Annotated in this window: 21 protein-coding genes; 17 read left to right on the top strand and 4 right to left on the bottom strand. The window is 56.9% G+C overall.

The window, feature by feature from the left end:
• Positions 1-42 precede the first annotated feature (42 nt).
• The 3 genes from GVK32_RS00675 (at position 43) to xylR (ending at position 4,046) form a co-directional block, all read left to right on the top strand.
• Entirely contained in the window at positions 43-1,584 is a 1,542-nt protein-coding gene (locus GVK32_RS00675; RefSeq protein ID WP_123709609.1) for a xylose ABC transporter ATP-binding protein, read from the top strand.
• The gene (gene xylH, locus GVK32_RS00670; protein ID WP_159864135.1) at positions 1,562-2,743 is read left to right on the top strand and encodes a xylose ABC transporter permease XylH; all 1,182 of its coding nucleotides are present in this window, start codon (positions 1,562-1,564) and stop codon (positions 2,741-2,743) included. The genes GVK32_RS00675 and xylH overlap by 23 nt, the downstream gene beginning before the upstream one ends.
• A gap of 124 nt (positions 2,744-2,867) precedes the next feature.
• The gene (xylR, locus tag GVK32_RS00665; protein WP_159864132.1) at positions 2,868-4,046 is read left to right on the top strand and encodes a D-xylose utilization transcriptional activator XylR; all 1,179 of its coding nucleotides are present in this window, start codon (positions 2,868-2,870) and stop codon (positions 4,044-4,046) included.
• 64 nt (positions 4,047-4,110) lie between these two features.
• On the opposite strand, the gene GVK32_RS00660 is transcribed toward xylR, so the two are convergent.
• Complete coding sequence (locus GVK32_RS00660) at positions 4,111-4,929, bottom strand: protein bax (RefSeq protein ID WP_071844863.1); 819 nt, start codon at positions 4,927-4,929, stop codon at positions 4,111-4,113.
• Between the two features lie 314 nt (positions 4,930-5,243).
• Between GVK32_RS00660 and GVK32_RS00655 the strand changes: the two genes are divergently transcribed.
• Entirely contained in the window at positions 5,244-7,277 is a 2,034-nt protein-coding gene (locus GVK32_RS00655) for an alpha-amylase (protein ID WP_159864129.1), read from the top strand.
• Positions 7,278-7,451: 174 nt separating this feature from the next.
• Positions 7,452-8,708 (top strand): valine--pyruvate transaminase, encoded by a 1,257-nt coding sequence (gene avtA, locus GVK32_RS00650; protein ID WP_159864126.1) that lies wholly within the window; start codon positions 7,452-7,454, stop codon positions 8,706-8,708.
• A gap of 20 nt (positions 8,709-8,728) precedes the next feature.
• Here the strand turns inward: avtA and GVK32_RS00645 are convergent, their stop codons facing one another.
• Both GVK32_RS00645 and yiaJ read right to left on the bottom strand, forming a co-directional pair.
• Positions 8,729-9,217 carry a 4Fe-4S dicluster domain-containing protein gene (locus GVK32_RS00645; RefSeq protein ID WP_159864123.1) on the bottom strand — a complete coding sequence of 163 codons (489 nt, stop codon included), beginning with the start codon at positions 9,215-9,217 and terminating at the stop codon, positions 8,729-8,731.
• A 120-nt stretch (positions 9,218-9,337) separates the two neighbouring features.
• Positions 9,338-10,153, bottom strand: coding sequence for an IclR family transcriptional regulator YiaJ (yiaJ, locus tag GVK32_RS00640; protein ID WP_159864120.1), 816 nt, complete (start codon positions 10,151-10,153; stop codon positions 9,338-9,340).
• A gap of 223 nt (positions 10,154-10,376) precedes the next feature.
• Between yiaJ and GVK32_RS00635 the strand changes: the two genes are divergently transcribed.
• The 12 genes from GVK32_RS00635 to araD all read left to right on the top strand — a co-directional run bounded on the left by GVK32_RS00635 (position 10,377) and on the right by araD (position 22,684).
• A complete protein-coding gene (locus tag GVK32_RS00635; protein ID WP_159864117.1) occupies positions 10,377-11,897 on the top strand; it encodes a sugar ABC transporter ATP-binding protein in 1,521 nt (506 codons plus the stop codon).
• A 13-nt stretch (positions 11,898-11,910) separates the two neighbouring features.
• Complete coding sequence (locus GVK32_RS00630; protein ID WP_159864114.1) at positions 11,911-12,981, top strand: ABC transporter permease; 1,071 nt, start codon at positions 11,911-11,913, stop codon at positions 12,979-12,981.
• 63 nt (positions 12,982-13,044) lie between these two features.
• A complete protein-coding gene (locus GVK32_RS00625; protein ID WP_227697800.1) occupies positions 13,045-14,112 on the top strand; it encodes a substrate-binding domain-containing protein in 1,068 nt (355 codons plus the stop codon).
• 1 nt (position 14,113) lies between these two features.
• The gene (locus GVK32_RS00620; RefSeq protein WP_159864108.1) at positions 14,114-14,977 is read left to right on the top strand and encodes an SMP-30/gluconolactonase/LRE family protein; all 864 of its coding nucleotides are present in this window, start codon (positions 14,114-14,116) and stop codon (positions 14,975-14,977) included.
• A gap of 113 nt (positions 14,978-15,090) precedes the next feature.
• The gene (gene yiaK, locus GVK32_RS00615; protein WP_123757152.1) at positions 15,091-16,089 is read left to right on the top strand and encodes a 3-dehydro-L-gulonate 2-dehydrogenase; all 999 of its coding nucleotides are present in this window, start codon (positions 15,091-15,093) and stop codon (positions 16,087-16,089) included.
• Positions 16,090-16,100: 11 nt separating this feature from the next.
• Positions 16,101-16,568, top strand: coding sequence for a YhcH/YjgK/YiaL family protein (locus GVK32_RS00610; RefSeq protein WP_159864516.1), 468 nt, complete (start codon positions 16,101-16,103; stop codon positions 16,566-16,568).
• Between the two features lie 45 nt (positions 16,569-16,613).
• The gene (locus GVK32_RS00605; RefSeq protein ID WP_159864105.1) at positions 16,614-17,549 is read left to right on the top strand and encodes a DUF4862 family protein; all 936 of its coding nucleotides are present in this window, start codon (positions 16,614-16,616) and stop codon (positions 17,547-17,549) included.
• Positions 17,550-17,602: 53 nt separating this feature from the next.
• A complete protein-coding gene (locus GVK32_RS00600) occupies positions 17,603-18,922 on the top strand; it encodes an MFS transporter (RefSeq protein ID WP_159864102.1) in 1,320 nt (439 codons plus the stop codon).
• 54 nt (positions 18,923-18,976) lie between these two features.
• Positions 18,977-20,482 carry an FGGY-family carbohydrate kinase gene (locus tag GVK32_RS00595; protein ID WP_159864099.1) on the top strand — a complete coding sequence of 502 codons (1,506 nt, stop codon included), beginning with the start codon at positions 18,977-18,979 and terminating at the stop codon, positions 20,480-20,482.
• Complete coding sequence (ulaD, locus tag GVK32_RS00590) at positions 20,479-21,132, top strand: 3-keto-L-gulonate-6-phosphate decarboxylase UlaD (protein WP_159864096.1); 654 nt, start codon at positions 20,479-20,481, stop codon at positions 21,130-21,132. The genes GVK32_RS00595 and ulaD overlap by 4 nt, the downstream gene beginning before the upstream one ends.
• 2 nt (positions 21,133-21,134) lie before the next feature.
• A complete protein-coding gene (locus tag GVK32_RS00585) occupies positions 21,135-21,995 on the top strand; it encodes an L-ribulose-5-phosphate 3-epimerase (RefSeq protein ID WP_159864093.1) in 861 nt (286 codons plus the stop codon).
• A complete protein-coding gene (gene araD / locus GVK32_RS00580; RefSeq protein WP_159864090.1) occupies positions 21,989-22,684 on the top strand; it encodes an L-ribulose-5-phosphate 4-epimerase in 696 nt (231 codons plus the stop codon). The genes GVK32_RS00585 and araD overlap by 7 nt, the downstream gene beginning before the upstream one ends.
• An 83-nt stretch (positions 22,685-22,767) precedes the next feature.
• Here the strand turns inward: araD and GVK32_RS00575 are convergent, their stop codons facing one another.
• On the bottom strand, positions 22,768-23,583 hold the full coding sequence (locus GVK32_RS00575; RefSeq protein WP_159864088.1) for a helix-turn-helix domain-containing protein: 816 nt from the start codon (positions 23,581-23,583) through the stop codon (positions 22,768-22,770).
• Positions 23,584-23,641 lie beyond the last annotated feature (58 nt).

Here is a 23,641-nt window from a genome sequence, read left to right as displayed (position 1 = left end):
CGTTATTCTCGTCCAGCCGGATATCGCTTATGCGGAGCATCTATGTCCTGGTTACTTGAAATGAAGAACATTACCAAATCTTTCGGCGCGGTGAAGGCCGTTGATAATGTCAGCCTGCGGCTTAACGCCGGGGAAGTTGTCTCATTGTGTGGCGAAAATGGTTCCGGAAAATCCACCCTGATGAAGGTGCTGTGCGGCATTTATCCGCACGGCAGCTATGAGGGCGAGATTATTTTCTCTGGCGAAACCCTGCAGGCCGCCCATATTCGCGATACCGAGCGTAAGGGCATTGCCATCATTCATCAGGAGCTCGCGCTGGTAAAACATCTCACGGTGCTGGAGAATATTTTCCTCGGCGCTGAAATTTCCCGCCACGGCCTGCTGGATTATGAAACCATGACCCTACGCAGCCAGAAGCTGCTGGCTCAGGTCAATTTGGCGATATCACCCGATACGCGCGTCGGGGATTTAGGTCTTGGCCAGCAGCAGCTGGTTGAAATTGCCAAAGCGCTCAACAAGCAGGTGCGCTTATTGATTCTCGATGAGCCCACCGCTTCATTAACCGAACAGGAAACGGCAATCCTGCTGAACATTATTCGCGATCTGCAAAATCACGGCATCGCCTGTATTTATATCTCCCACAAGCTCAACGAAGTCAAAGCGATCTCCGACACCATCTGCGTGATTCGCGACGGCCAGCATATTGGTACCCGCGACGCCAGCGGCATGAACGAAGATGATGTTATTACCATGATGGTCGGCCGCGAGCTTACCGCCCTTTACCCCAGCGAGCCGCATACCCGCGGCGACGAGATTTTGCGCGTTGAGAATTTAACCGCCTGGCATCCGGTCAATCGCCATATTAAACGAGTAAACGATATCTCCTTTTCGCTGCATCGCGGTGAAATCCTCGGCATTGCCGGACTGGTCGGCGCCGGGCGTACCGAGGCCGTCCAGTGCCTGTTTGGCGTCTGGCCGGGCCGCTGGGAGGGAAAAATCTATATCGACGGCCAGCCGGTGGCGATTCATCACTGCCAGCAGGCGATTGCTCAGGGTATCGCTATGGTGCCGGAGGATCGTAAAAAAGACGGCATCGTGCCGGTGATGGCGGTCGGCAAGAACATCACCCTGGCCGCGCTGGATCAGTTTAGCGGCCCGCTAAGCAGCCTCGATGACGCCGGGGAGCAGCTGTGCATTCAGCAGTCTATCCAGCGCCTCAAAATCAAAACCTCGTCGCCGGATCTGGCCATCGGCCGGCTCAGCGGCGGCAATCAGCAGAAGGCGATCCTCGCCCGCTGCCTGCTGCTGAACCCGCGCATTTTAATTCTTGATGAGCCCACTCGCGGCATTGATATCGGCGCGAAATACGAAATCTACAAGCTGATTAATCAGCTGGTGCAGCAGGGGATCGCCGTTATCGTTATCTCGTCGGAGCTTCCGGAAGTGCTCGGGCTCAGCGATCGGGTGCTGGTCATGCACGAAGGCAAACTGAAGGCCAACTTAATCAACCAGGGTCTGACCCAGGAAAAGGTAATGGAAGCCGCACTGAGGAGCGAACACCATGTCGAAAAACACGCCGTCTGAGATAAAACTGGCCTCATCTGCCTCCGCCACCCTGCCCGGATTAAAGAGCCTGAACCTACAGGTTTTCGTCATGATCTCCGCCATCGTGGTCATCATGCTGTTCTTTACCTGGGTTACCGACGGCGCCTACCTGAGCGCGCGTAATATTTCTAACCTGCTGCGGCAGACGGCCATTACCGGGATCCTCGCGGTGGGAATGGTCTTCGTGATTATTTCCGCCGAGATTGACCTCTCCGTCGGCTCAATGATGGGGCTTCTCGGCGGCGCGGCGGCCATCTTCGACGTCTGGCTCGGCTGGCCGCTGCCGCTCACCATTGTGGTGACGCTGGCGATGGGGCTGCTGCTGGGCGCCTGGAACGGGTGGTGGGTCGCCTATCGCAAGGTGCCCTCGTTTATCGTCACCCTTGCCGGCATGCTGGCATTCCGCGGGATTCTGATCGGCATCACCAACGGTACCACGGTCTCCCCGACCAGCCCGGCGATGTCGCAAATCGGCCAGAGCTACCTGCCGGACGGCATTGGCTTCGGTATCGGCGTTGTCGGCATGGCCGCCTTTATTATCTGGCAGTGGCGCGGCCGCCTGCGCCGCCAGGCGCTGGGGTTAACCACCTCCGCCTCAACCGCTGCCGTCGGCCGCCAGACCCTTACCGCCGTTTTTGTCCTCGGCGCAATCTGGCTGCTGAACGACTATCGCGGCGTCCCTACTCCGGTGCTGATCCTCGCCGCGCTGCTGCTGGCCGGTATGTTTTTGGCCACCCGCACCGCCTTTGGTCGGCGGATTTACGCCATCGGCGGCAACATTGAGGCCGCCCGCCTGTCGGGCATCAGCGTAGAGCGGACCAAGCTGGCGGTATTCGCCATTAACGGCCTGATGGTGGCGATTGCCGGGCTGATCCTCAGCTCGCGTCTGGGGGCCGGCTCTCCGTCCGCGGGCAACATCGCCGAACTTGACGCCATCGCCGCCTGCGTTATCGGCGGCACCAGTCTTGCCGGCGGCGTAGGCAGCGTGGCCGGGGCGGTGATGGGAGCCTTTATCATGTCCGCGCTGGATAACGGCATGAGCATGATGGACGTCGCCACCTTCTGGCAATACATCGTTAAAGGCGCCATTTTGCTGCTGGCGGTGTGGATGGATTCCGCCACCAAGCGGCGCGCCTGAGGCGCTGGACAGCAGAATGCCCGTATTATTTGCGCTACCGCCAGATTTACGCATAAGTAGCTTGTAATAGTTCGGGCATTGGCCGGTATTGTATGGCCAGCAAGAGAGACCAGGGAACGAGATTATGTTTGAAAAGCGTCACCGTATTACGCTGTTATTCAACGCCAACAAGGCCTACGATCGGCAGGTTGTGGAAGGCGTTGGCGAATATTTACAGGCGTCGCAGCTGGGGTGGGACATTTTTATCGAAGAGGATTTCCGCGCCAGGATAGAGAACATCAGAGAGTGGCTGGGAGACGGGGTGATCGCCGATTATGACGATCCCGAAATTGAAAAGCTGCTGGCCGGCGTCGAGGTACCGATCGTCGGCGTGGGCGGCTCCTACTATCGCCCTGAGGACTACCCGCCGGTTCACTATATCGCCACCGATAACGCCGCCCTGGTTGAGAGCGCCTTCCTGCATCTGAAAGAGAAAGGGGTTCATCGTTTCGCCTTTTACGGGCTGCCGACCTCCAGCGGCAAGCGCTGGGCCGTCGAGCGCGAGCACGCATTTTGCCAGCTGGTAGCAAAAGAGAAGTATCGCGGCGTGGTTTATCAGGGGCTGGAGACGGCGCCGGAAAACTGGCAGCACGCGCAGAACCGCCTGGCGGACTGGCTGCAAACGCTGCCGCCGCAAACGGGGATCATCGCCGTTACCGATGCCCGCGCGCGCCACGTTTTGCAGGCCTGCGAGCTGCTGCATATTCCGGTACCGGAAAAGCTGTGCGTCATCGGCATCGATAACGAAGAGCTGACCCGCTACCTGTCGCGCGTGGCGCTATCGTCGGTGGCCCAGGGCACCCGCCAGATGGGCTATCAGGCGGCAAAGCTGCTGCACCGCCTGCTGGATAAAGAAGCGCTGCCCCTGCAGCGCAGGCTGGTTCCCCCCATGCGCGTCATTGAGCGACGCTCGACGGACTACCGCTCCCTCTCCGACCCTTCGGTTATCCAGGCCATGCACTACATCCGCAATCACGCCTGCAAGGGCATCAAGGTTGAGCAGGTGCTGGACGCCGTCGGGATCTCGCGATCGAACCTTGAGAAGCGCTTTAAAGAGGAGGTGGGCGAAACCATTCATACGGTCATTCACAGCGAGAAGCTGGAGAAGGCGCGCAGCCTGCTGGTTTCGACGACGCTGTCGATTAATGAAATCTCGCAGATGTGCGGCTACCCGTCGCTGCAGTATTTCTATTCCGTGTTTAAGAAAGAGTACGACGTTACGCCGAAGGAGTACCGCGATCGGCACAGCGAAGTGATGATGTAGCGGGAAAATAGCGAAAAAAATGCCCGGGCAAGCGCGCCGGGCATTTTTCATTATAGGGTTTGCATTACATATGTGCGGCAATCAGACGCTGGTTATCCTGATACATCGCGAAGAGATAGTTGTTATAGCTCGACCCTTTGGTCGAATAGCCCTTCAGCTTATGAATCATCGTACTGGCGGTCACTTCCTGGTCCGTTTTACGCAGCTGCGCGCGGGAGGTGCGGAAGGATTTGTACGCCGGATGCGTGTTCAGGTTGGTCACATAAGCCTGCACCGACTGCTCTACAGAATCAAACTGAGAATAGCCTTTCATCGCACCGCTGCAGTTGCCGCCGCCGCACTTCATACCAAACAGATTGTTGTTTACGCGTGCCAGCTTAGACGTACCCCAGCCGCTTTCGGCCGCCGCCATGGTGGCAACCATGCTGTTAGGAATAATGTCGACGCGATCCATCAGCGTATTCCAGGGAATACGGCGCGTGTTGCCAGACCATTTCACCTTATAGCGAGACGTTATATCTTTCAGACGCGTGCGCTCGCTCGGCGACCAGCGGGAATCATACTGCTTGGTAACAAGCCAGTTACGATCGGCGGTAATCACCTGATTCTGTTTGGTAATATAAGGCATCACTGTCCGGAGAAACGCTTTTTTCCTTGGTGTTCCGGAAGGGTATTTTCGCAAATCAGGAAGTGAACTGCTCTTTACACTATTGCGAGAATACTCTTGTTTACTGCTGACCTTAACACTACTGCTTTTCTTTACTATCGGGGCTTTATGACTCGTTGTTGCCGTGTGGGTTGTTGCCAACACACTACCTGAAAATATGCAGGTAAGTAACATGAGTATCGCAGCCCCATATCGTCGAATGGGAATCGATATCATTAGATCTCCTGGTCGGATATATGCATTCCAACACCTTGTTTTATGCGAAAAAACGTTAATTGAATCGCGAATAGTATCAAAAATACCCAGTGAGAGCACTAACAGAAATAGTCCAATTCCTAAAAGCTGTCACCTGAAATCGGTTTCTGTCCGCTGAAAAGGTCGCGAAAATGCTAGCGCCGTCTCATTTTTTGGCTGTTTTTTGAACTGAATCACTCACCCCTTTTCATCCTCCCCGTAAAAGCGCAGGTGGGATGAGTTCATCTCGCGGTCAGACAGGCAAACTGAACAAAAACCGCTCATAGGACTTCGGCATGAAACTCGCTGCTCTCGCGTCGCTACTGTTGCCTGGGATGGCCTTCGCCGCCTGGACCACCGCTAACTTTCCCACCTTTACCGAAGAAGGCACCGGCAGATTTATTAGCCAAAATGAGGTGGCGAAGGGTACACGTCCGCTGCAAATAAATTTTGACCAACAGTGCTGGCAGCCGGTCGGAACCATAAAACTCAACCAAATGCTCTCCATGGAGCCCTGCCGCGGCGCACCCGCGCAGTGGCGAGTTTTCCGCGAAGGCCTGTACACCCTTGATGTCGATACCCGCTCCGGCACGCCGACGCTGATGATCTCCCTCAAAGAGAACGAAACGGCGTCAGCGGTGACGCCCCAGCTGCGCCAGTGCCCGAAATGGCAGGGCCAGCCGCTGACGATCGCCGTCGGCCAGACTTTTGCCGAAGGCAGCAAGGTGCGTGATTTTTACAGCGGCAACATCGCGACGGTGAGCGGCGGGAAGGTCACCCTCCAGCCGGCCCCCAACAGCAACGGCCTGCTGCTGCTCGAACGGGCGGAAACCGACGCCACCGCGCCGTTTAGCTGGCATAACGCCACGGTCTATTTCGTGCTCACCGACCGCTTCGTTAACGGCAACCCCGCCAACGACAACAGCTACGGGCGGCACAAAGACGGCATGCAGGAGATCGGCACCTTTCACGGCGGCGACCTGCAGGGCCTGACCAGCCGGCTCGACTATCTCCAGCAGCTGGGCGTCAACGCGCTGTGGATAAGCTCCCCGCTGGAGCAGATTCACGGCTGGGTTGGCGGCGGAACCAAGGGGGACTTCCCGCACTACGCCTATCATGGCTACTACGCCCAGGACTGGACGAAGCTGGATGCCAACATGGGTACCGAAGCCGACCTCCGTCGCCTCGTCGATGAGGCCCATAAGCGCGGCATGCGCATCCTGTTTGATGTCGTGATGAATCACACCGGCTACGCGACGCTCGCCGATATGCAGGAGTTCAAATTTGGCTCCCTGTATCTGCAGGGAGATGAGCTGAAAAAGACGTTCGGCGAACGCTGGACCGACTGGAAGCCCGGCCCGGGTCAGAGCTGGCACAGCTTTAACGATTACATCAATTTTAGTGATAAGGCCGGCTGGGAAAAATGGTGGGGGAAACAGTGGATCCGTACCGATATCGGTGACTACGACAACCCCGGCTTTGACGATCTGACTATGTCCCTGGCCTTCCTGCCGGACCTGAAAACGGAATCGACAACCCCTTCCGGCCTGCCGAACTTCTACCATCTGAAAGCGGATACCGCCGCTAAAGAGATCCCCGGCTTCACGCCGCGCGACTACCTGACCCACTGGCTCAGCCAGTGGGTGCGTGATTACGGTATTGACGGTTTCCGCGTCGATACCGCCAAGCACGTCGAGCAGGCCGCCTGGCAGCAGTTGAAAACCCAGGCGACCGCCGCGCTGGCGGAGTGGAAAAAGGCCAACCCCGATAAGGCGCTGGATAACGCGCCGTTCTGGATGACCGGCGAGGCCTGGGGCCACGGCGTTATGCAGAGCGATTACTATCGCCACGGTTTTGACGCGATGATTAACTTCGATTATCAGGATCAGGCGGCGAAGGCGGCGGATTGCCTGGCCAATATGGACCTGACCTGGCAGCAAATGGCGGACAAGCTGCAGCAGTTTAACGTCCTGAGCTACCTCTCATCGCACGATACGCGCCTGTTCCGCGAAGGCGGCAGCTCGGCGGCCGAACTGCTGCTGCTTGCCCCTGGCGCAGTGCAAATATTCTACGGCGATGAGTCCTCGCGGCCCTTTGGCCCGACCGGCTCAGACCCGCTGCAGGGCACGCGCTCGGATATGAACTGGCAGGACGTCAAGGGCAAGGCCGCGCTTAGCGTGACGCACTGGCAGAAGCTCGGCCAGTTCCGCGCCCGCCACCCGGCCATCGGTATGGGCAAGCAAACCACCCTCTCCCTGCCGCAGGGCTACGGTTTTGTGCGCGAAAACGGCGATGATAAAGTGATGGTCGTTTGGGCAGGCCAGCGCTAGCCCACGGATAAGCGGCACCCTCGGTTACCGAGGGTGCCGCCACAGAATAAATCGCTATAAAAAATAGATAACTCAGCACAATAACAAAACACTCTCCGTTTCCGCAGATTTGCACCTCGCCAACGCTGGCGTTATGGTTACCCACTTTCCAGACATACCGACAGATTATTCGCGATGACATTTTCACTTTTCGGCGACAAATTCACCCGCCATTCGGGCATTACCCGTTTGATGGAAGACCTTAATGACGGCCTGCGTACGCCGGGTGCAATCATGCTGGGTGGCGGTAATCCCGCGCAAATCCCGGAAATGAATGACTACTTCAAGGACCTGCTTGCCGACATGCTGGCGAACGGTAAAGCCCTTGATGCGCTTTGTAATTACGACGGTCCGCAGGGCAAAAGCGAACTGCTAAGCCTGCTGGCGCAGATGCTGCGTGATGAACTCGGCTGGGAGATTGAACCACAGAATATTGCACTGACAAACGGCAGTCAGAGTGCATTTTTCTACTTATTTAATCTCTTTGCCGGACGCCGTGCTGATGGCACCATCCGTAAGGTGCTGTTCCCGCTGACGCCGGAATATATCGGCTACGCCGATTCGGGTCTCGAAGAGGATCTGTTCGTCGCCACCCGCCCGAATATCGAACTGCTGCCGGAAGGACAGTTTAAATATCACGTGGATTTTGAGCATCTGCAGGTGACGGATGAAACGGGCATGATTTGCGTCTCCCGCCCGACTAACCCTACCGGCAACGTGATTACCGACGAAGAGCTGATCAAGCTGGATGCGCTGGCCAACCAGCACGGCGTGCCGCTGGTCATTGATAACGCCTACGGCGTTCCCTTCCCGGGGATTATTTTCAGCGACGCCAGGCCGCTATGGAACCCCAATATCGTGCTGTGCATGAGCCTCTCCAAGCTCGGTCTGCCGGGCAGCCGCTGCGGGATTATCATCGCCAACGAGAAGATCGTTACCGCCATCAGTAATATGAACGGCATTATCAGCCTTGCCCCGGGCGGCATGGGCCCGGCGATGATGTGCGAAATGATTAAGCGCAACGATCTGCTGCGCCTGTCGGAGACGGTGATTAAGCCGTTCTATTACCAGCGGGTTCAGGAAACCATCGCCATTATTCGCCGCTATCTGCCGGCGGAGCGCTGCCTGATTCATAAGCCGGAAGGCGCCATTTTCCTCTGGCTGTGGTTTAAGGATCTGCCGATTTCCACCGAGCTGCTCTACCAGCGCCTGAAAAAGCGCGGCGTGCTGATGGTGCCGGGCGACTACTTCTTCCCAGGCCTCGATAAGCCCTGGCCGCACACCCATCAGTGCATGCGGATGAACTACGTGCCGGACCCGCAGAAAATTGAAGCCGGTGTGAAAATTCTCGCCGAAGAAGTTGAACGCGCGTGGGGCGAACAGGGCGCGTAATCGCACGCGCTGTCGCCCTGCTACATCGCCAGCGCCGTCAGCCGACGGCGCCCGGCGCTTAATCTTTCCAGTTCCTCCGCCGTCATGCAGCGCAGTGCCTGGGTCGGACAGGCCGCCACGCAGGCCGGGCCGTCATCGCTATGGCTGCACAAATCGCACTTCAGCGCCTGCACGCCATCGTCGGTCATCATGACGGTCATCGCGCCGTACGGACAGGCTACCATGCAGCTTTTGCAGCCAATACAAAGGGATTGTTCAACGTACACCGCACCGCTGACCCGACTCATCGCCCCCACCGGGCAGACGTTGGCGCAGGGCGCATCTTCGCAATGATGGCAGGTCACGGCGGTGGTAAAAGACCCGCTCTTCACCACCCGAATGCGCGCGCTGAAGGCTTTTGGAGAAAGAGCGGCGCAATCCTGATTTGCCTGGTGTGACACCACGCAGGCCACTTCGCAGGTACGACAGCCGATGCATTTGGCCGAATCCGCAGTGATAAAACGGTTCATTTTCCACTCCGCATGACGTTGATTGCCGTCAGAATGCCAGAAAATGAGCCGCCTTCGCTTTGATCCCGGCGGGGATTGTTGCCAGATCTGTCATTTTCCTAACGGCATCTGGCTTTTTTCCTACACGCGCAAGGTAAATCCCAGCTCGTTAGAGATCGCCTGCGCCGTGTCGCGCAGCGGCTTGAGCAGGTTTTTCTCACCAATCTGTTTCAGACGTGACGTCGAGAGTGAGATGGAGATGGCATAAGGCACACGGTGATGAATATCAAATACCGGTACCGCAATACAGGAAACGCCAAGCTCGTTCTCTTCTCGGTCCATCGCCATCGCGCTTTCACGAATTTGCGCCAGCTCGTCGTACATCGCAGGTAGCCCCGTAATGGTGTTGCGCGTCAGCGGCTGAATCTGCTCCTGATGCGTCTCCCAGTACTCTTTCACATATTCCTGCTGACCAAACGCCATGTAAATCTTACCCATTGCCGAGCAGTACAGCGGCATATGCTGGCCGATATAGGCGCGCGTGCGCAGCATCCCGGTGGTGGGTTCCAGCTTATAAATCAGAATGGCGTGATCATCTTCCCGGCTGGAGAAGTTCACCGTCTCGCCGGTGACCAGGTTCAGCGTCTCGAGGTGCGGCGCAGCAACGTGGATGATATTCAGCGAGGAGAGCGCTTTTTGCCCTACCGCAATGAACTTGGTGGTCAGCCGATAGCTACCGGCCGCGGGTGCGGGCGTCACATAGCCGCAGGACTGGAGCCCCTGCAGCAGGCGATGGACGGTGCTTTTGTTCAAGCCCGCCAGCTCCGAAAGGTGCGCCAGCGGGCAACCGTTCGGATAGTTACTGAGGATTTCAATCAGCATCAACCCGCGGAACAGGCTCTGGCTTCCCGCAGGCCTTTCTTTATCTTGCGTCATTTCTCTCTCTTTTGTGTCCATCGCGTCAGCTCCCCTTTTCGACCCGCTCTGATGGTAGCGCAAAGTGTGTTTCACTTCACGATCTGAACAGAAATTTTGTAATTATCTGATTTTATTGAATTTCAAAAACAACCTCACCGATTGCTTTGTCAAATCATGATCGATATATTTGAAATCAGATTTCGCATAGTGAAATTTATAGCATGTAAAACGTTCTTTCCCACACATCGGGAGGTCACCTTAAATGGCAGAAGCAGCAGTGTTGTCTCCGTTGTTATCCATGCGCCACATTATCAAGCGCTTTGGTGGAAACGTGGCGGTCAATAACGTCAGTCTGGATATTTATCCGGGCCAGGTTGTAGCGCTGCTGGGAGAAAACGGTGCCGGTAAATCGACGCTGATTAAGGTGCTGGCGGGTGTCTATTCCCGTGATGGCGGAGAGATCCTGTTTCGCGGGCAGCCGGTGGATTCCGCCGCCGCGTTACGTCAGGGCAACGAACAGCCCATCGCCTTTATTCATCAGGATTTAGGCCTGGTAGAGTGGATGACCGTCGCCGAAAACATGGCGCTGGTGATGGGTTTCCCCCGTCGCTTCGGCCTGATTGACTGGGCGGCCACCAAACGCCAGGCGCAAAAAGCGCTGGAAGATATCGGCATTCAGCTCGACCCGGATGACCGCGTGTTTGACCTTTCCCGCACCGAAAAATCCCTGCTGGCGATTGCCCGTGCGGTGGCCGTTGACGCCTCGGTGCTGGTGCTCGATGAACCGACTGCTTCACTGCCTGCTGACGATGTCCGCCACCTGTTCCGCGTGATGAACATCCTGCGCGAGAAGCAGGTCGGCATGATTTACATCACCCACCGCCTGGATGAGGTGGTGGAGATGGCTGATACCGTTTGCGCCATGCGCGACGGCTGCTACGCGGGGGGTGGCGATATCGGTCGCTATAGCCTGCGTGGTCTGGTCGAACTGATTGTGGGCGAAAACCTCCGCGACGATCAGCGTCAGGCCTTACCCGATGCCAGCGCGCCGGTGCTGTTGAAAATGGACAACGTCAAAGTGGGCGATACCGGGCCGGTCTCCTTCGAGCTGCGTGCCGGTGAGATGGTGGCGCTCGCCGGTCTGCGTGGCGCCGGTCAGGAAGAGATTGGACGTTTACTGTTTGCCTGCAGGCCGCAGGAAAGTGGACAAATCACTTTAAATGGTGCGCCGTTCACGGCGACAACACCAGGGGAGGCGATGTCCGCAGGCGTCTCTTTTGTCGCAGGCGACCGTCTTCATGAAAGTCTGATTCCAGGCATGATGGTGCGTGAAAACCTGTTTATGAACCCGTGTAAACACGGTCATGCGCTGCTTTCCCGCTATAACGAAAAAAGCGAAGCGCCGCTGAGCTGGGAGAAAATCCGCCAGTTCGACGTGCGTCCTGCGCAGATAAATATTGAAATCAGTGCACTGTCGGGCGGCAATCAGCAAAAAGTGGTCATGGCACGCTGGCTCTCGCTCAACGCTCCTCTGCTCATTCTGGAAGACCCTTCTGCGGGCGTTGACGTGGGCGCACGCGCAGAAATTTACGATTTACTCAATCAGGCGCTGCAAAACGGCGTTGCCATTCTGGTCATCTCCAACGACCTGGAAGAGGTGGCGCACATCTGTAACCGGGCGCTGGTGTTTAACCGCGGGCAGATCGTCGGCGAACTTCTCAACCAGGATGTCACCTTTGCCAGATTGCTTGAGCTGGCATCGGGCAGCGGCACCATACATTAAGTCGGAGTGCGTTATGGCTAAAACATCAATGAAATCGACGGCCCTGGAATCACGCGTATCACTTCATGAACACGGTGCGGCCACCTGGCTTGGACAATTGACCACTCGTTACGGTTTACCCGCGATCTGCGTGCTGCTGGTTATCGTTTTTTCACTGACAACGCCTTCGTTTGCTTCCCTGTTGACGCTGCAGGCAATTCTCGACAGCAAATCGAAAATCGCCCTGCTGGCACTGGCGGCCACCATCCCGATGATTGTCGGCAAGATTGACCTGAACGTCGGCTTCGGCATCGTGCTCTGGCACATCCTCGCCATTACGTTGCAGGTTGAATACGGTTTCTCCTGGCCCGTCGCTGTGGCGATCGTGCTGGTGCTCTCTGCGCTCTACGGCTTGCTGAACGGGATTCTGGTGGCGCTGGCGGATATCGACAGCTTTGTTGCGACCCTGGGTTCCGGTACGGTGCTGTACGCCGTCGCGCTCTGGCACTCTGGCGGTCGGCAGATCGTCGGTGACTTACCGGACGCCTTTATCGCCCTGCATCACTCCGACCTGTTCGGCATTCCGGTGGTGGCCTTCTACGTCCTTATTGCCGCCGTGGTGCTGTGGATTATCACCGAACATACCCCGATCGGCCGCTGCATGTATGCGGTGGGCGGTAACCCCGTCGCCGCAGCGCTCAACGGCATTTCCGTTAATCGTTACATTATCGGGGCATTTATTACGTCCAGCACCTTAACCGGCTTTACCGGGGTAATCATCGCCGCCGAGCAGGGCGTGGGCCAGGCCAGCGTCGGGATGGATTATCTGCTCCCGGCTCTGGTGGGTGCCTTCCTTGGCAGCACCACCATTCGTCCCGGCCGGGTGAACGTCTGGGGCACGGTGGTCGGTATTGCGGTACTGGCGATTGGGATTGCGGGTATCCAGCAGTTCGGCGGCGCGTTTTGGGTCGAACCGCTGTTTAACGGCGCAACGCTGCTGCTGTCGATTACCCTGGCGGGCTACGCCCAACGCCGTCGGGCATTAAATAAAAAACTGGTGCAGCGGGCACAATCGCCAGCATCGGGCTCCTCTTTTACCCAATGACTCTCGCGTAAGGAACTGAAAATGAATAACAAAATAGTTCAATGCTGTCTGGCTGCCGGGTTGATGATGGCAAGTGGTTTCAGCCTCGCCGACGATGCCTTTGTTCAGCAAGCGAAAACGGCGATTTCCAAAGCAACCGCGCCAGTCACCACATGGGACGGCCCAACCCAGGGCCCGGCGCTGCAGCCGAATAAGAAGATCATTTTCATCGCCTCGGACATGAAAAACGGCGGCGTACTGGGCGTTAAAGAGGGTCTGGAGGAAGCGGCAAAAACCGTAGGCTGGCAGCTGGATGTGCTGGATGGAGCAGGTTCGGTGAAAGATCAACTGGCGGCGTTAAACCAGGCGATCGCCCGTAAACCGGACGGTATCGTCATTGGCGGCTGGAACCCGAACGTCGCCAAAATCCCGCTGAAAAAAGCCGTAAAAGAGGGCATCGTGCTGACCGCATGGCACGCGGTTCCCGCGCCTGGCCCGGTTCCGGCTTACAACATTTTCTACAACGTGACCTCCGACTCGAACGAAGTCTCGCGCATGGCGGCGCTGTATGCGGTGGCGAAATCCAACGGCACCGCCAGGGTGCTGATTTTCACCGACTCGCTGTACCAAATCGCGCTGGATAAGGCCAACGCGATGAAAAAGGTGATTGAGCAGTGCAGCGGTTGCCAGGTGGTGGAGTTTATCGATACCCCGCTCGCCGATACCTCCAACCGCATGCCGGGCATGACCTACAGCCTGATCCAAAAATATGGCGACAAATTCGAATACTCGCTGGCGATTAACGACCTGTACTTCGACTTTATGGCCCCAGCCCTGCAAACCGCGGGCAAAGGCAGCGGAGATAAACCACCGCACAACATCTCCGCTGGCGATGGTTCCGTCACCGCCTACCAGCGCGTACGTGAAGGCAAAGCGCAGATCGCAACTGTACCAGAACCGCTGAAACTGCACGGCTGGCAGCTGCTGGATGAATTTAACCGCGCCTTCGCGGGTAAAGAGCCGTCTGGTTATGTCACCCCGGCGCATCTGGTGACCAAAGAGAACATCGCCGCCGATGGCGGCCAGAACAACGAATTCGACCCGGACAACCATTATCGCGATCGCTACAAAGCCATCTGGGGCGTGAAGTGAGATGTTAGCCGTCACGGAAAGTGTTGAACGCCTGTGCTCACCGGCGATCTGGGCGGAAGGCCCGGTGTGGCTGGCAGACCAGCAGTGCCTGATTTTCAGCGATGTGAAAGGCAACAGAATGTTCCGTTGGGATGGGCAAAATGGCGTCAGCGTATTTCGTGCCGAATCCCACTTTGCCAACGGCAACGCGCTGGATAAGCACGGGCGTTTGTTGACCTGCGAGCACGGTCGGCGCGGGATCAGCCGTACCGACGCCGCAGGCAATCACACCCTGCTGGTGGATAAAGTCGACGGGCTGCGTTTTAACTCGCCCAACGATATCGCGGTGCGCCAGGACGGGTCGATTTGGTTTACCGATCCACCCTACGGCATCGTCGGTGACGAAGAGGGCTATCGCGCCGCAAGTCAGGTCATTGGCTGCTACGTCTACCGCTTTGATGAAGCGCGTCACCAGGTCGCGATTGCCATCAGCGATACCCAGCGCCCTAACGGACTGGCCTTTTCGCCGGATGATAAATGGCTCTACGTGGCAGATATGTCGGTTATTGATTTTCCAAGCCAGGGTCGCCGGGAAATTCGTGCTTACCGTCTTGAAGGCGATAACGCGTTATTTTCCCACGTCGTAACCCAGGTCAAACCAGGTATTCCGGACGGATTCTGCGTCGACCAGGACGGGAATATTTACTGCAGCTGCGAGACGGGGATTTTGATTTTCTCCGCCGCAGGCGAATTACTGGACACTATTGCGGTCCCCGAGCGCGTCTCTAACTGCACCTTTGGTGGCCCCGACGGGAATACGCTTTTTATTACGGCGACGACATCGCTGTACCAGGTGACCCTCACCCCATCCCGCCTTCAGGGATAAACAGGAGTAATACCGAAACGCACCGGCCCTGCCGGCGTGTTTTTGCAACCTGACACTATTTGGTGGAATCAGATTCCACTATGTGAAACAAAAAGCTGTAATGGAGAAAACGTATGTTACTGAGTTTTTCTGACCTTAAAAATGAGTTTACCCGTGTCCTGCTGGCACGCGGCGTGGCGGCTGAAACCGCCGATGCCTGTGCAGAAATGTTCGCTCGCACCACCGAGTCAGGGGTCTATTCACACGGCGTAAACCGCTTCCCACGCTTTATTCAGCAGCTGGAAAACGGCGATATCATCCCGGAGGCCCAGCCAAAACGCACCACTTCGCTGGGGGCGATTGAGCAGTGGGATGCCCAGCGTTCAATCGGTAACCTGACGGCGAAAAAAATGATGGACCGGGCCATTGAACTGGCATCTGACCATGGTATTGGCCTGGTTGCTGTGCGAAACGCCAACCACTGGATGCGCGGTGGCAGCTACGGCTGGCAGGCGGCGGAAAAAGGCTACATCGGTATCTGCTGGACCAACTCCATTGCCGTGATGCCGCCGTGGGGTGCCAAAGAGTGCCGCATCGGGACTAACCCACTGATCGTCGCCATTCCGTCGACGCCGATCACCATGGTGGATATGTCGATGTCGATGTTCTCCTACGGCATGCTGGAAGTGAACCGTCTGGCGGGCCGCCAGCTGCCGGTTGACGGCGGCTTTGATGACGAAGGCAACCTGACCAAAGACCCGGCACCCATCGAGAAAAACCGCCGTATTCTGCCGATGGGCTACTGGAAAGGTTCGGGCCTCTCCATTGTGCTGGACATGATCGCCACCCTGCTCTCCGATGGCGCTTCTGTTGCTGCAGTAACTGAAGACAACAGTGACGAATTCAACATTTCACAAGTCTTTATTGCTATCGAAGTGGACAAGCTGATCGACGGCGCCACCCGCGACGCCAAGCTGCAACGCATCATGGATTACATCACCAGCGCCGAACGTGCCGACGAAAACGTGCCGGTCCGTCTGCCCGGTCATGAGTTTTCCCGTCTGCTGGAAGAGAACCGCCGCAACGGCATCACCGTTGATGACAGCGTGTGGGCAAAAATCAAAGCGCTGTAAGGAATATCATCATGATTTATGGACATATTTCTCAACCCAACGCCTGCCGGTATCCGGCGGCGATTGAAAAGGCACTGGAATTTTTGCGCACCACAGACTTCGGCAAGCTGGAGACCGGGGTGGTCGAAATCGAGGGGCGCACGATCTTCGCGCAGATCCTCGACCTGACCACCCGCCCGCACGATGAGCTGCGCCCGGAAGTGCACCGCCGCTACCTGGATATCCAGTTTTTATATTCCGGTGAAGAGCAGATCGGTGTCGCTATCGATACCGGCAATAATGTCGTCAGTGAAGAATTACTTGAGCAGCGGGATATTATTTTCTATCACCACAGCGAAAATGAATCGTTAATAGAAATGAGGCCGGGGAACTACGCCATATTTTTCCCGCAGGATGTTCACCGACCAGCCTGTAATAAACACCAGGCAACGGCAATCAGGAAAATAGTGGTTAAAGTTGCTATTTCCGCTTTAGATTAATCCGTAATTTATTTGTCGCACGGCGATAAATAAAAGGAGTGAAAAATGGAAAGAAATGACGCCGGTTATATCATCGGCGCATACCCTTGCGCGCCCTCATTTCACCAAAAGAGCGAACAAGAAGAGACGGAATTCTGGCGCTTACTCGCGGACACGCCCCACATCCGTGGGCTCGAGCAGCCATGCCATGAGAACTTTCATCCCTATGGCGATGAGTGGTTGATCCAGCATACGCCGCAGGAGTGGAAGATGGTGGTGACTGCCATCCCGGAAACAATGCGGCGCCGTGGCGGCGGCAACACGGCTTTCGGCCTGGCCTCCAGCGATGAAGAACAGCGCCTGGCATGCGTCGAATTTCATCGTCATTTACGCAACAAAATCAATGCGCTAAACAAACGTTTTGCCGGCAAGGTTATCTCCCTGGAGCTGCAGGCAGCGCCGCTTGCAGGCAATGCGAACGTCGGGCAGGCAACCGATGCTTTCGCGCGCTCAATCAAAGAGATAGCGGCCTGGGACTGGTCATGCTCACTCGTACTGGAACATTGTGATGCCATGAACCAACCGGCACCGCGCAAAGGCTTTCTGCCGCTGGAAAACGTGCTGGAGGTCCTGGCAGGTTACAACATCGATATCTGTATCAACTGGGCGCGTTCGGCGATTGAAGGGCGTAATACCGCCCTGCCGCTGATGCACGCTCAGGCGGTACATGCCGCAGGCAAACTGGGGGCGCTGATGTTCTCTGGCACCGCAACCCAAGGGCCGTACGGCGAATGGACTGACCTGCACACCCCGTTCGCCCCGTTCTGCCCGCACAGCCTGTTAACGGCGGCGCACGCACAAGAACTATTTAATGTGGCTGATTCAGCAAAATTACAGTTTGCCGGTATTAAGTTACTGGAAATTGATGAGAATGCTGATGCGAATCATCGCACAGCCATATTACGCGATGGCATTAACGCGTTAAACATAGCCCAACAATAAATATAAAGCGTCAATTTAATCGCAACGTCAGTTACTTTAAACACGAGATTAATATGAACACTTCCTCTTACGCTACAACCGCGGATATTCCGCGCCAACGCTGGTTAAGAATTATTCCCCCTATTCTTATCGCGTGTATTATTTCCTATATGGACCGGGTCAACATTGCTTTCGCCATGCCCGGCGGGATGGATGCTGAACTCGGTATTTCTGCCACCATGGCGGGGCTTGCGGGCGGGATTTTCTTTATCGGCTATCTGTTTTTACAGGTGCCGGGCGGAAAAATCGCGGTCCACGGCAGCGGCAAGAAGTTTATCGGCTGGTCGCTGGTTGCCTGGGCGGTGATTTCCGTGTTCACCGGGCTTGTTACCAACCACTACCAGCTGCTGGCACTGCGCTTCCTGCTGGGCGTGGCGGAAGGCGGCATGCTGCCTGTGGTACTCACCATGATCAGTAACTGGTTCCCGGATGCCGAGCGCGGTCGCGCTAACGCCATCGTCATCATGTTCGTGCCGATCGCCGGAATCATCACCGCCCCACTCTCTGGTTGGATCATCACTGCCCTCGACTGGCGCTGGCTGTTCATCATCGAAGGCCTGCTCTCCCTCGTTGTGCTGGTGATATGGGCGCTGACCGTTTATGACCGCCCGCAGGAGGCCCGCTGGATTTCCGATGCAGAGAAAAAGTACCTGGTGGAAACCCTGGCCGCTGAACAGCACGCCATTGCCGGTAAAACCACGGTGAATGCCTCGCTGGGCGCCGTGCTGTCTGACCGCACGATGTGGCAGCTGATTGCCCTGAACTTCTTCTACCAGACCGGGATTTACGGCTACACCCTGTGGCTCCCGACCATCCTGAAAGAGCTGACCCACACCAGTATGGGCCAGGTCGGGATGCTCGCCATTCTGCCATACGTCGGGGCGATTGCCGGGATGTTCCTGTTCTCTTCCCTGTCTGACCGCACCGGCAAACGCAAGCTGTTCGTCTCCCTACCGCTGATTGGTTTCGCCACCTGCATGTTCCTTTCCGTTGTGCTGAAAGAGAGCGTCTGGCTGTCGTACTCCGCGCTGGTCGGCTGTGGCTTCTTCCTGCAGTCCGCGGCCGGGGTGTTCTGGACCATTCCTGCCCGTCTGTTCAGCGCCGAAATGGCCGGCGGCGCACGCGGTGTGATCAACGCTCTGGGCAACCTCGGCGGCTTCTGCGGCCCGTATGCCGTGGGCGTGCTGATCACTCTTTACAGCAAAGATGCGGGCGTTTACTGCCTGGCGATTTCACTGGCGATTGCCGCGCTGATGGCGCTGCTGCTGCCGTCCAGGTGCGACGCCAACAGTTCGTCTGTCGGTGCGGTAAACGCACCGAAACGCGCGATATGACGCCTTCCCCCCAACCCTCTCCCGCCGGGAGAGGGTGCAAACCAGGAAAAAAAGATGAGTGAAAAAGAGACCTTCTGGCTGGGTATCGATTGTGGCGGTACTTATCTGAAAGCAGGCCTGTACAACAGCCAGGGTAAAGAATTCGATATTGAGCGCCAGTCCGTTCACACCCTCAGCCCGCAGCCCGGTTGGGCGGAGCGCGACATGGCGGCATTGTGGCAGCGCTGCGCGGCAACCATTTCACGTCTGCTGAAGCGCACCGGTATTCGCGGTAAACAAATCAAGGGCATCGGTATTTCCGCTCAGGGCAAAGGACTGTTTTTACTGGATAAAAATGACCAGCCGCTGGGCACCGCGATCCTCTCTTCCGATCGCCGCGCGATGGAGATCGTCAAACGCTGGCAGCAGGACGGCATTCCACAAAAGCTCTATCCGTTAACGCGCCAGACCTTATGGACCGGGCACCCGGCTTCACTGCTGCGCTGGGTAAAAGAGTACGAGCCGCAGCGTTACGCACAAATTGGCTGCGTGATGATGGGCCACGATTATCTGCGCTGGTGCCTCACCGGCGTGAAGGGATGCGAAGAGAGCAACATCTCTGAATCCAACCTCTACCATATGACCTCCGGGCGGTACGATCCCTGCCTGACGCAATGGCTTGGCATCAGCGAAATCGACGCCGCGCTGCCGCCCATTGTCGGTTCATCCCAAATCAGCGGTGAAATCACCTCTCAGGCAGCCGCCATGACCGGTCTCGCGGTGGGAACGCCCGTCGTGGGCGGTCTGTTTGATGTGGTTTCTACTGCGCTCTGCGCTGGGCTGGATGACGAGTACACGCTGAACGCCGTCATGGGAACCTGGGCGGTCACCAGCGGCATCGCTGAAGGGCTGCGCGATAAAGAAGCGTACCCCTTCGTCTACGGACGCTACGTCAACGAGGGTCAGTACATCGTCCACGAAGCCAGTCCCACATCCTCCGGCAATCTCGAATGGCTGACTGCACAATTTGGCGACATCAGCTTTGATGAAATCAACAAGCTCGTCGCCAGTCTGCCAAAAGCCACCAGCGATGTCTTCTTCCTGCCCTTCCTGTACGGCAGTAACGCCGGGCTTGATATGACCAGCGGCTTTTATGGCATACAGGCGCTGCACACCCGTGCGCACCTGTTACAGGCGGTCTATGAAGGGGTGGTGTTTAGCCACATGACGCACCTCAACCGCATGCGCGAACGCTTTACAGAAGTACGCTCCCTGCGCGTCACCGGCGGGCCGGCGCACTCCCCGGTGTGGATGCAGATGCTGGCGGATGTTAGCGGCCTGCCCGTTGAGCTGCCGCAGGTGGAAGAGACCGGCTGCTTTGGTGCCGCCATTGCAGCCCTCGTCGGCACCGGCGTTTACGCAAACTTCGCCGACGCCCAGCGGACCCTCAGCTACGAAATGCTCACCCTGATGCCAGACATGAACGCCCATGCGGCCTACCAGCGCAAATACCACCGTTATCAGATTTTAATTGAAGCACTTCAGGGCTTTCACGCCCGTATTAAGGAGCACTCTTTATGAGCCGACCATTACTGCAGCTGGCGCTCGATCACACCGACCTTGCCGCCGCCCAGCGCGATGTTGCGTTATTAAAGGAGCACGTAGATATCGTAGAGGCAGGCACCATTCTCTGCCTGAGCGAGGGGCTAAGCGCCATTCGCGCCCTGCGCGCCCAATGCCCGGAAAAAACGATCGTCGCCGACTGGAAAGTCGCTGACGCCGGGGAAACTTTGGCCCAACAAGCGCTGGAAGCAGGTGCCAACTGGATGACCATCATCTGTGCCGCACCGCTGGCCACCATCGAGAAAGGTCACGCCGTTGCTGACGCGCGCGGAGGTGAAATCCAAATCGAGCTGTTTGGTTACTGGACCTTCGACGATGCCCGCGACTGGTACAGCGCCGGCGTGCGTCAGGCGATTTATCACCGTGGGCGCGACGCCCAAGCGAACGGCCAGCAGTGGGGCGAAGTGGATCTGGCGCGCATGAAAGCACTGTCGGATATCGGCCTGCAGCTCTCCGTCACGGGGGGCATCACCCCTGCCGACCTGCCGCTGTTCAAAGAGATTAACGTGAAGGCCTTTATTGCCGGACGCGCCCTTTCCAGCGCCGCCGATCCGCAGCAGGTGGCTGAAGAGTTCCACGCCCGCATTCGCGACATCTGGAGAGCGTAATTATGCGTAACCATCCATTAGGGATTTATGAAAAAGCGTTATCGAAAGACCTATCCTGGCCGGAGCGTCTGGTTCTGGCTAAAAGCTGCGGATTCGACTTCGTGGAAATGTCCGTCGACGAAACCGACGAGCGCCTGTCGCGACTCGAATGGACCACCGCCCAGCGCGCCTCGTTAGTGGAAGCGATGCTGGAGACGAATGTGTCGATTCCGTCGATGTGCCTTTCCGCACACCGCCGTTTTCCGTTCGGCAGCCGTGACGAAGCCGTGCGTGAACGTGCCAGGGATATCATGACCAAAGCCATCAAGCTGGCGCGCGATTTGGGTATCCGCACCATCCAGCTCGCCGGTTACGATGTCTATTACGAAGAGCATGACGCGGGCACTCAGCAGCGCTTCGCCGAAGGGCTGGCGTGGGCCGTTGAACAGGCCGCTGGTGCGCAGGTGATGCTGGCGGTGGAGATCATGGACACCGCATTTATGAACTCCATCACCAAGTGGAAAAAATGGGACCAGCTGCTCGCCTCGCCGTGGTTCGCCGTCTACCCGGACGTGGGCAACCTCAGCGCCTGGGGTAATGACGTCCCGGCAGAGCTGGCTCTGGGCATCGACCGCATCGCCGCTATTCATCTGAAAGACACACAGCCGGTCACCGACACCAGCCCAGGCCAGTTCCGTGATGTGCCGTTTGGTGAAGGATGCGTCGATTTCGTCAACGTCTTCAGCACATTACAGAACCTGAACTATCGCGGCGCATTTCTGATTGAGATGTGGACCGAAAAAGCCAAAGAGCCGGTACTGGAAATCATTCAGGCCCGTCGCTGGATTGAAGCCCGTATGGAAGAAGGAGGATTCGTATGTTAGAGCAACTGAAAGCCGAAGTGCTGGCGGCAAACCTGGCGCTGCCCGCTCACGGGCTCGTCACCTTCACCTGGGGTAACGTCAGCGCGGTGGATGAAACCGGCAAACTGATGGTGATTAAGCCTTCTGGCGTGGAGTACGCCGTGATGAAAGCCGAAGATATGGTGGTGGTGGATATCGCCAGCGGCAAGGTGGTGGACGGCAGCAAGAAACCCTCTTCCGATACGCCAACGCACCTGGCGCTATATCGTCGCTTCCCGGAGATCGGCGGCATTGTGCATACTCACTCCCGCCACGCCACCATCTGGTCACAGGCCGGACTGGACCTACCTGCCTGGGGCACCACCCACGCGGACTATTTCTACGGGACGATTCCGTGCACTCGCCTGATGACCTCTGAAGAGATCGGCGGCGAGTACGAGTACGAAACCGGCGAAGTGATCATCAAAACGTTTGAGGAGCGCGCCCTGAATCCGATGCAGGTTCCGGCGGTGCTGGTACACTCCCACGGCCCGTTTGCCTGGGGTAAAAACGCCCATGACGCGGTGCACAATGCGGTAGTGCTGGAAGAGTGCGCCTATATAGGCCTGTTCTCGCGCCAGTTGGCTCCCCAACTGCCTGATATGCAGGCTGAATTGTTGGATAAACACTATCTGCGTAAGCACGGAGCGAATGCCTATTACGGGCAGTGAGTGAGCCTTCAGCTCCCCCCCTGACGATTTTCCTGTGGAAGAGCGTCAGGGGCCAGGGCATCAGACCGCGCAATGCCAAAGCCTCATCCCGAATTAATATGCTCCTTACAATACCGCCGCTTCCACGCGGCCGGCGTCAGGCTGGTGTGCTTGCGGAAAATTTTGCGAAAGTAGCCCACGTCGTTAAACCCGCATTTCATCGCCACTTCAGTCAACGATAGCGAATCGCTGATAAGCAGCTTTTCCGCCACCCGCACCCGCTGGCGATGCAGCGCTTCGGTTAACGTCAGCCGAAACGCATGACGATAAACGCGCCCCAGATAGTCGGCATTGCAGTGCAGCTCTTTCGCCAGCGTGGAGGCGGAAATCGGTAGATGAAACCGGGTATGAATAATTTGCTGCGCTTTCCACGCCAGCGCGTTGCCGGGGCTATCGGCCGGCTGCTCGCTTACCGCCGCCGAAATTTGCTGCAAAATCAGCAGCAGAATAAGTTCCAGCGCCACGCTACGATGAATATTTTCCTGTTCACGTAAGAACTGCCGGAACAGCGAAATAATATCCTGCGGCTCGCTCACCCTAACGTGCTGGGGGACAGAAAGCAGCGGCTCGGGCAGCGAAACGCGGCTACCGGAAGCGACTTCAAAATGCAGCCAATAAAACTTTAAATCCTCCGGAAATTGCCCCACGCCGACATGTAAACGCTGCGGCCAAAGCAGCAAACTTTCTCCGGCATTAACATTAAAAACCCTGCTCCCTTCGCGAATCGTTAATGTCCCTTTTTCAACGAATATTATTTCCCATGAGTTAAGCTGCCGCGCCGGATGGCTACCAATACCGCGGGAAATAAACAGTCCGCCGTTTTGCACTTTAATCGGAAGAGACATGGATAATTCAAGCATAGATATTCAATTTCCCGCTCTTAGTATCATAAAAATCGCTACTTTTACTTGATTATTA

Source organism: Klebsiella sp. 18074 (assembly GCF_902705905.1).
Taxonomy (GTDB): domain Bacteria; phylum Pseudomonadota; class Gammaproteobacteria; order Enterobacterales; family Enterobacteriaceae; genus Klebsiella; species Klebsiella terrigena.
Note: the sequence above shows the minus strand (reverse complement) of the source record. Positions and strands in the feature narration are given on the sequence as shown.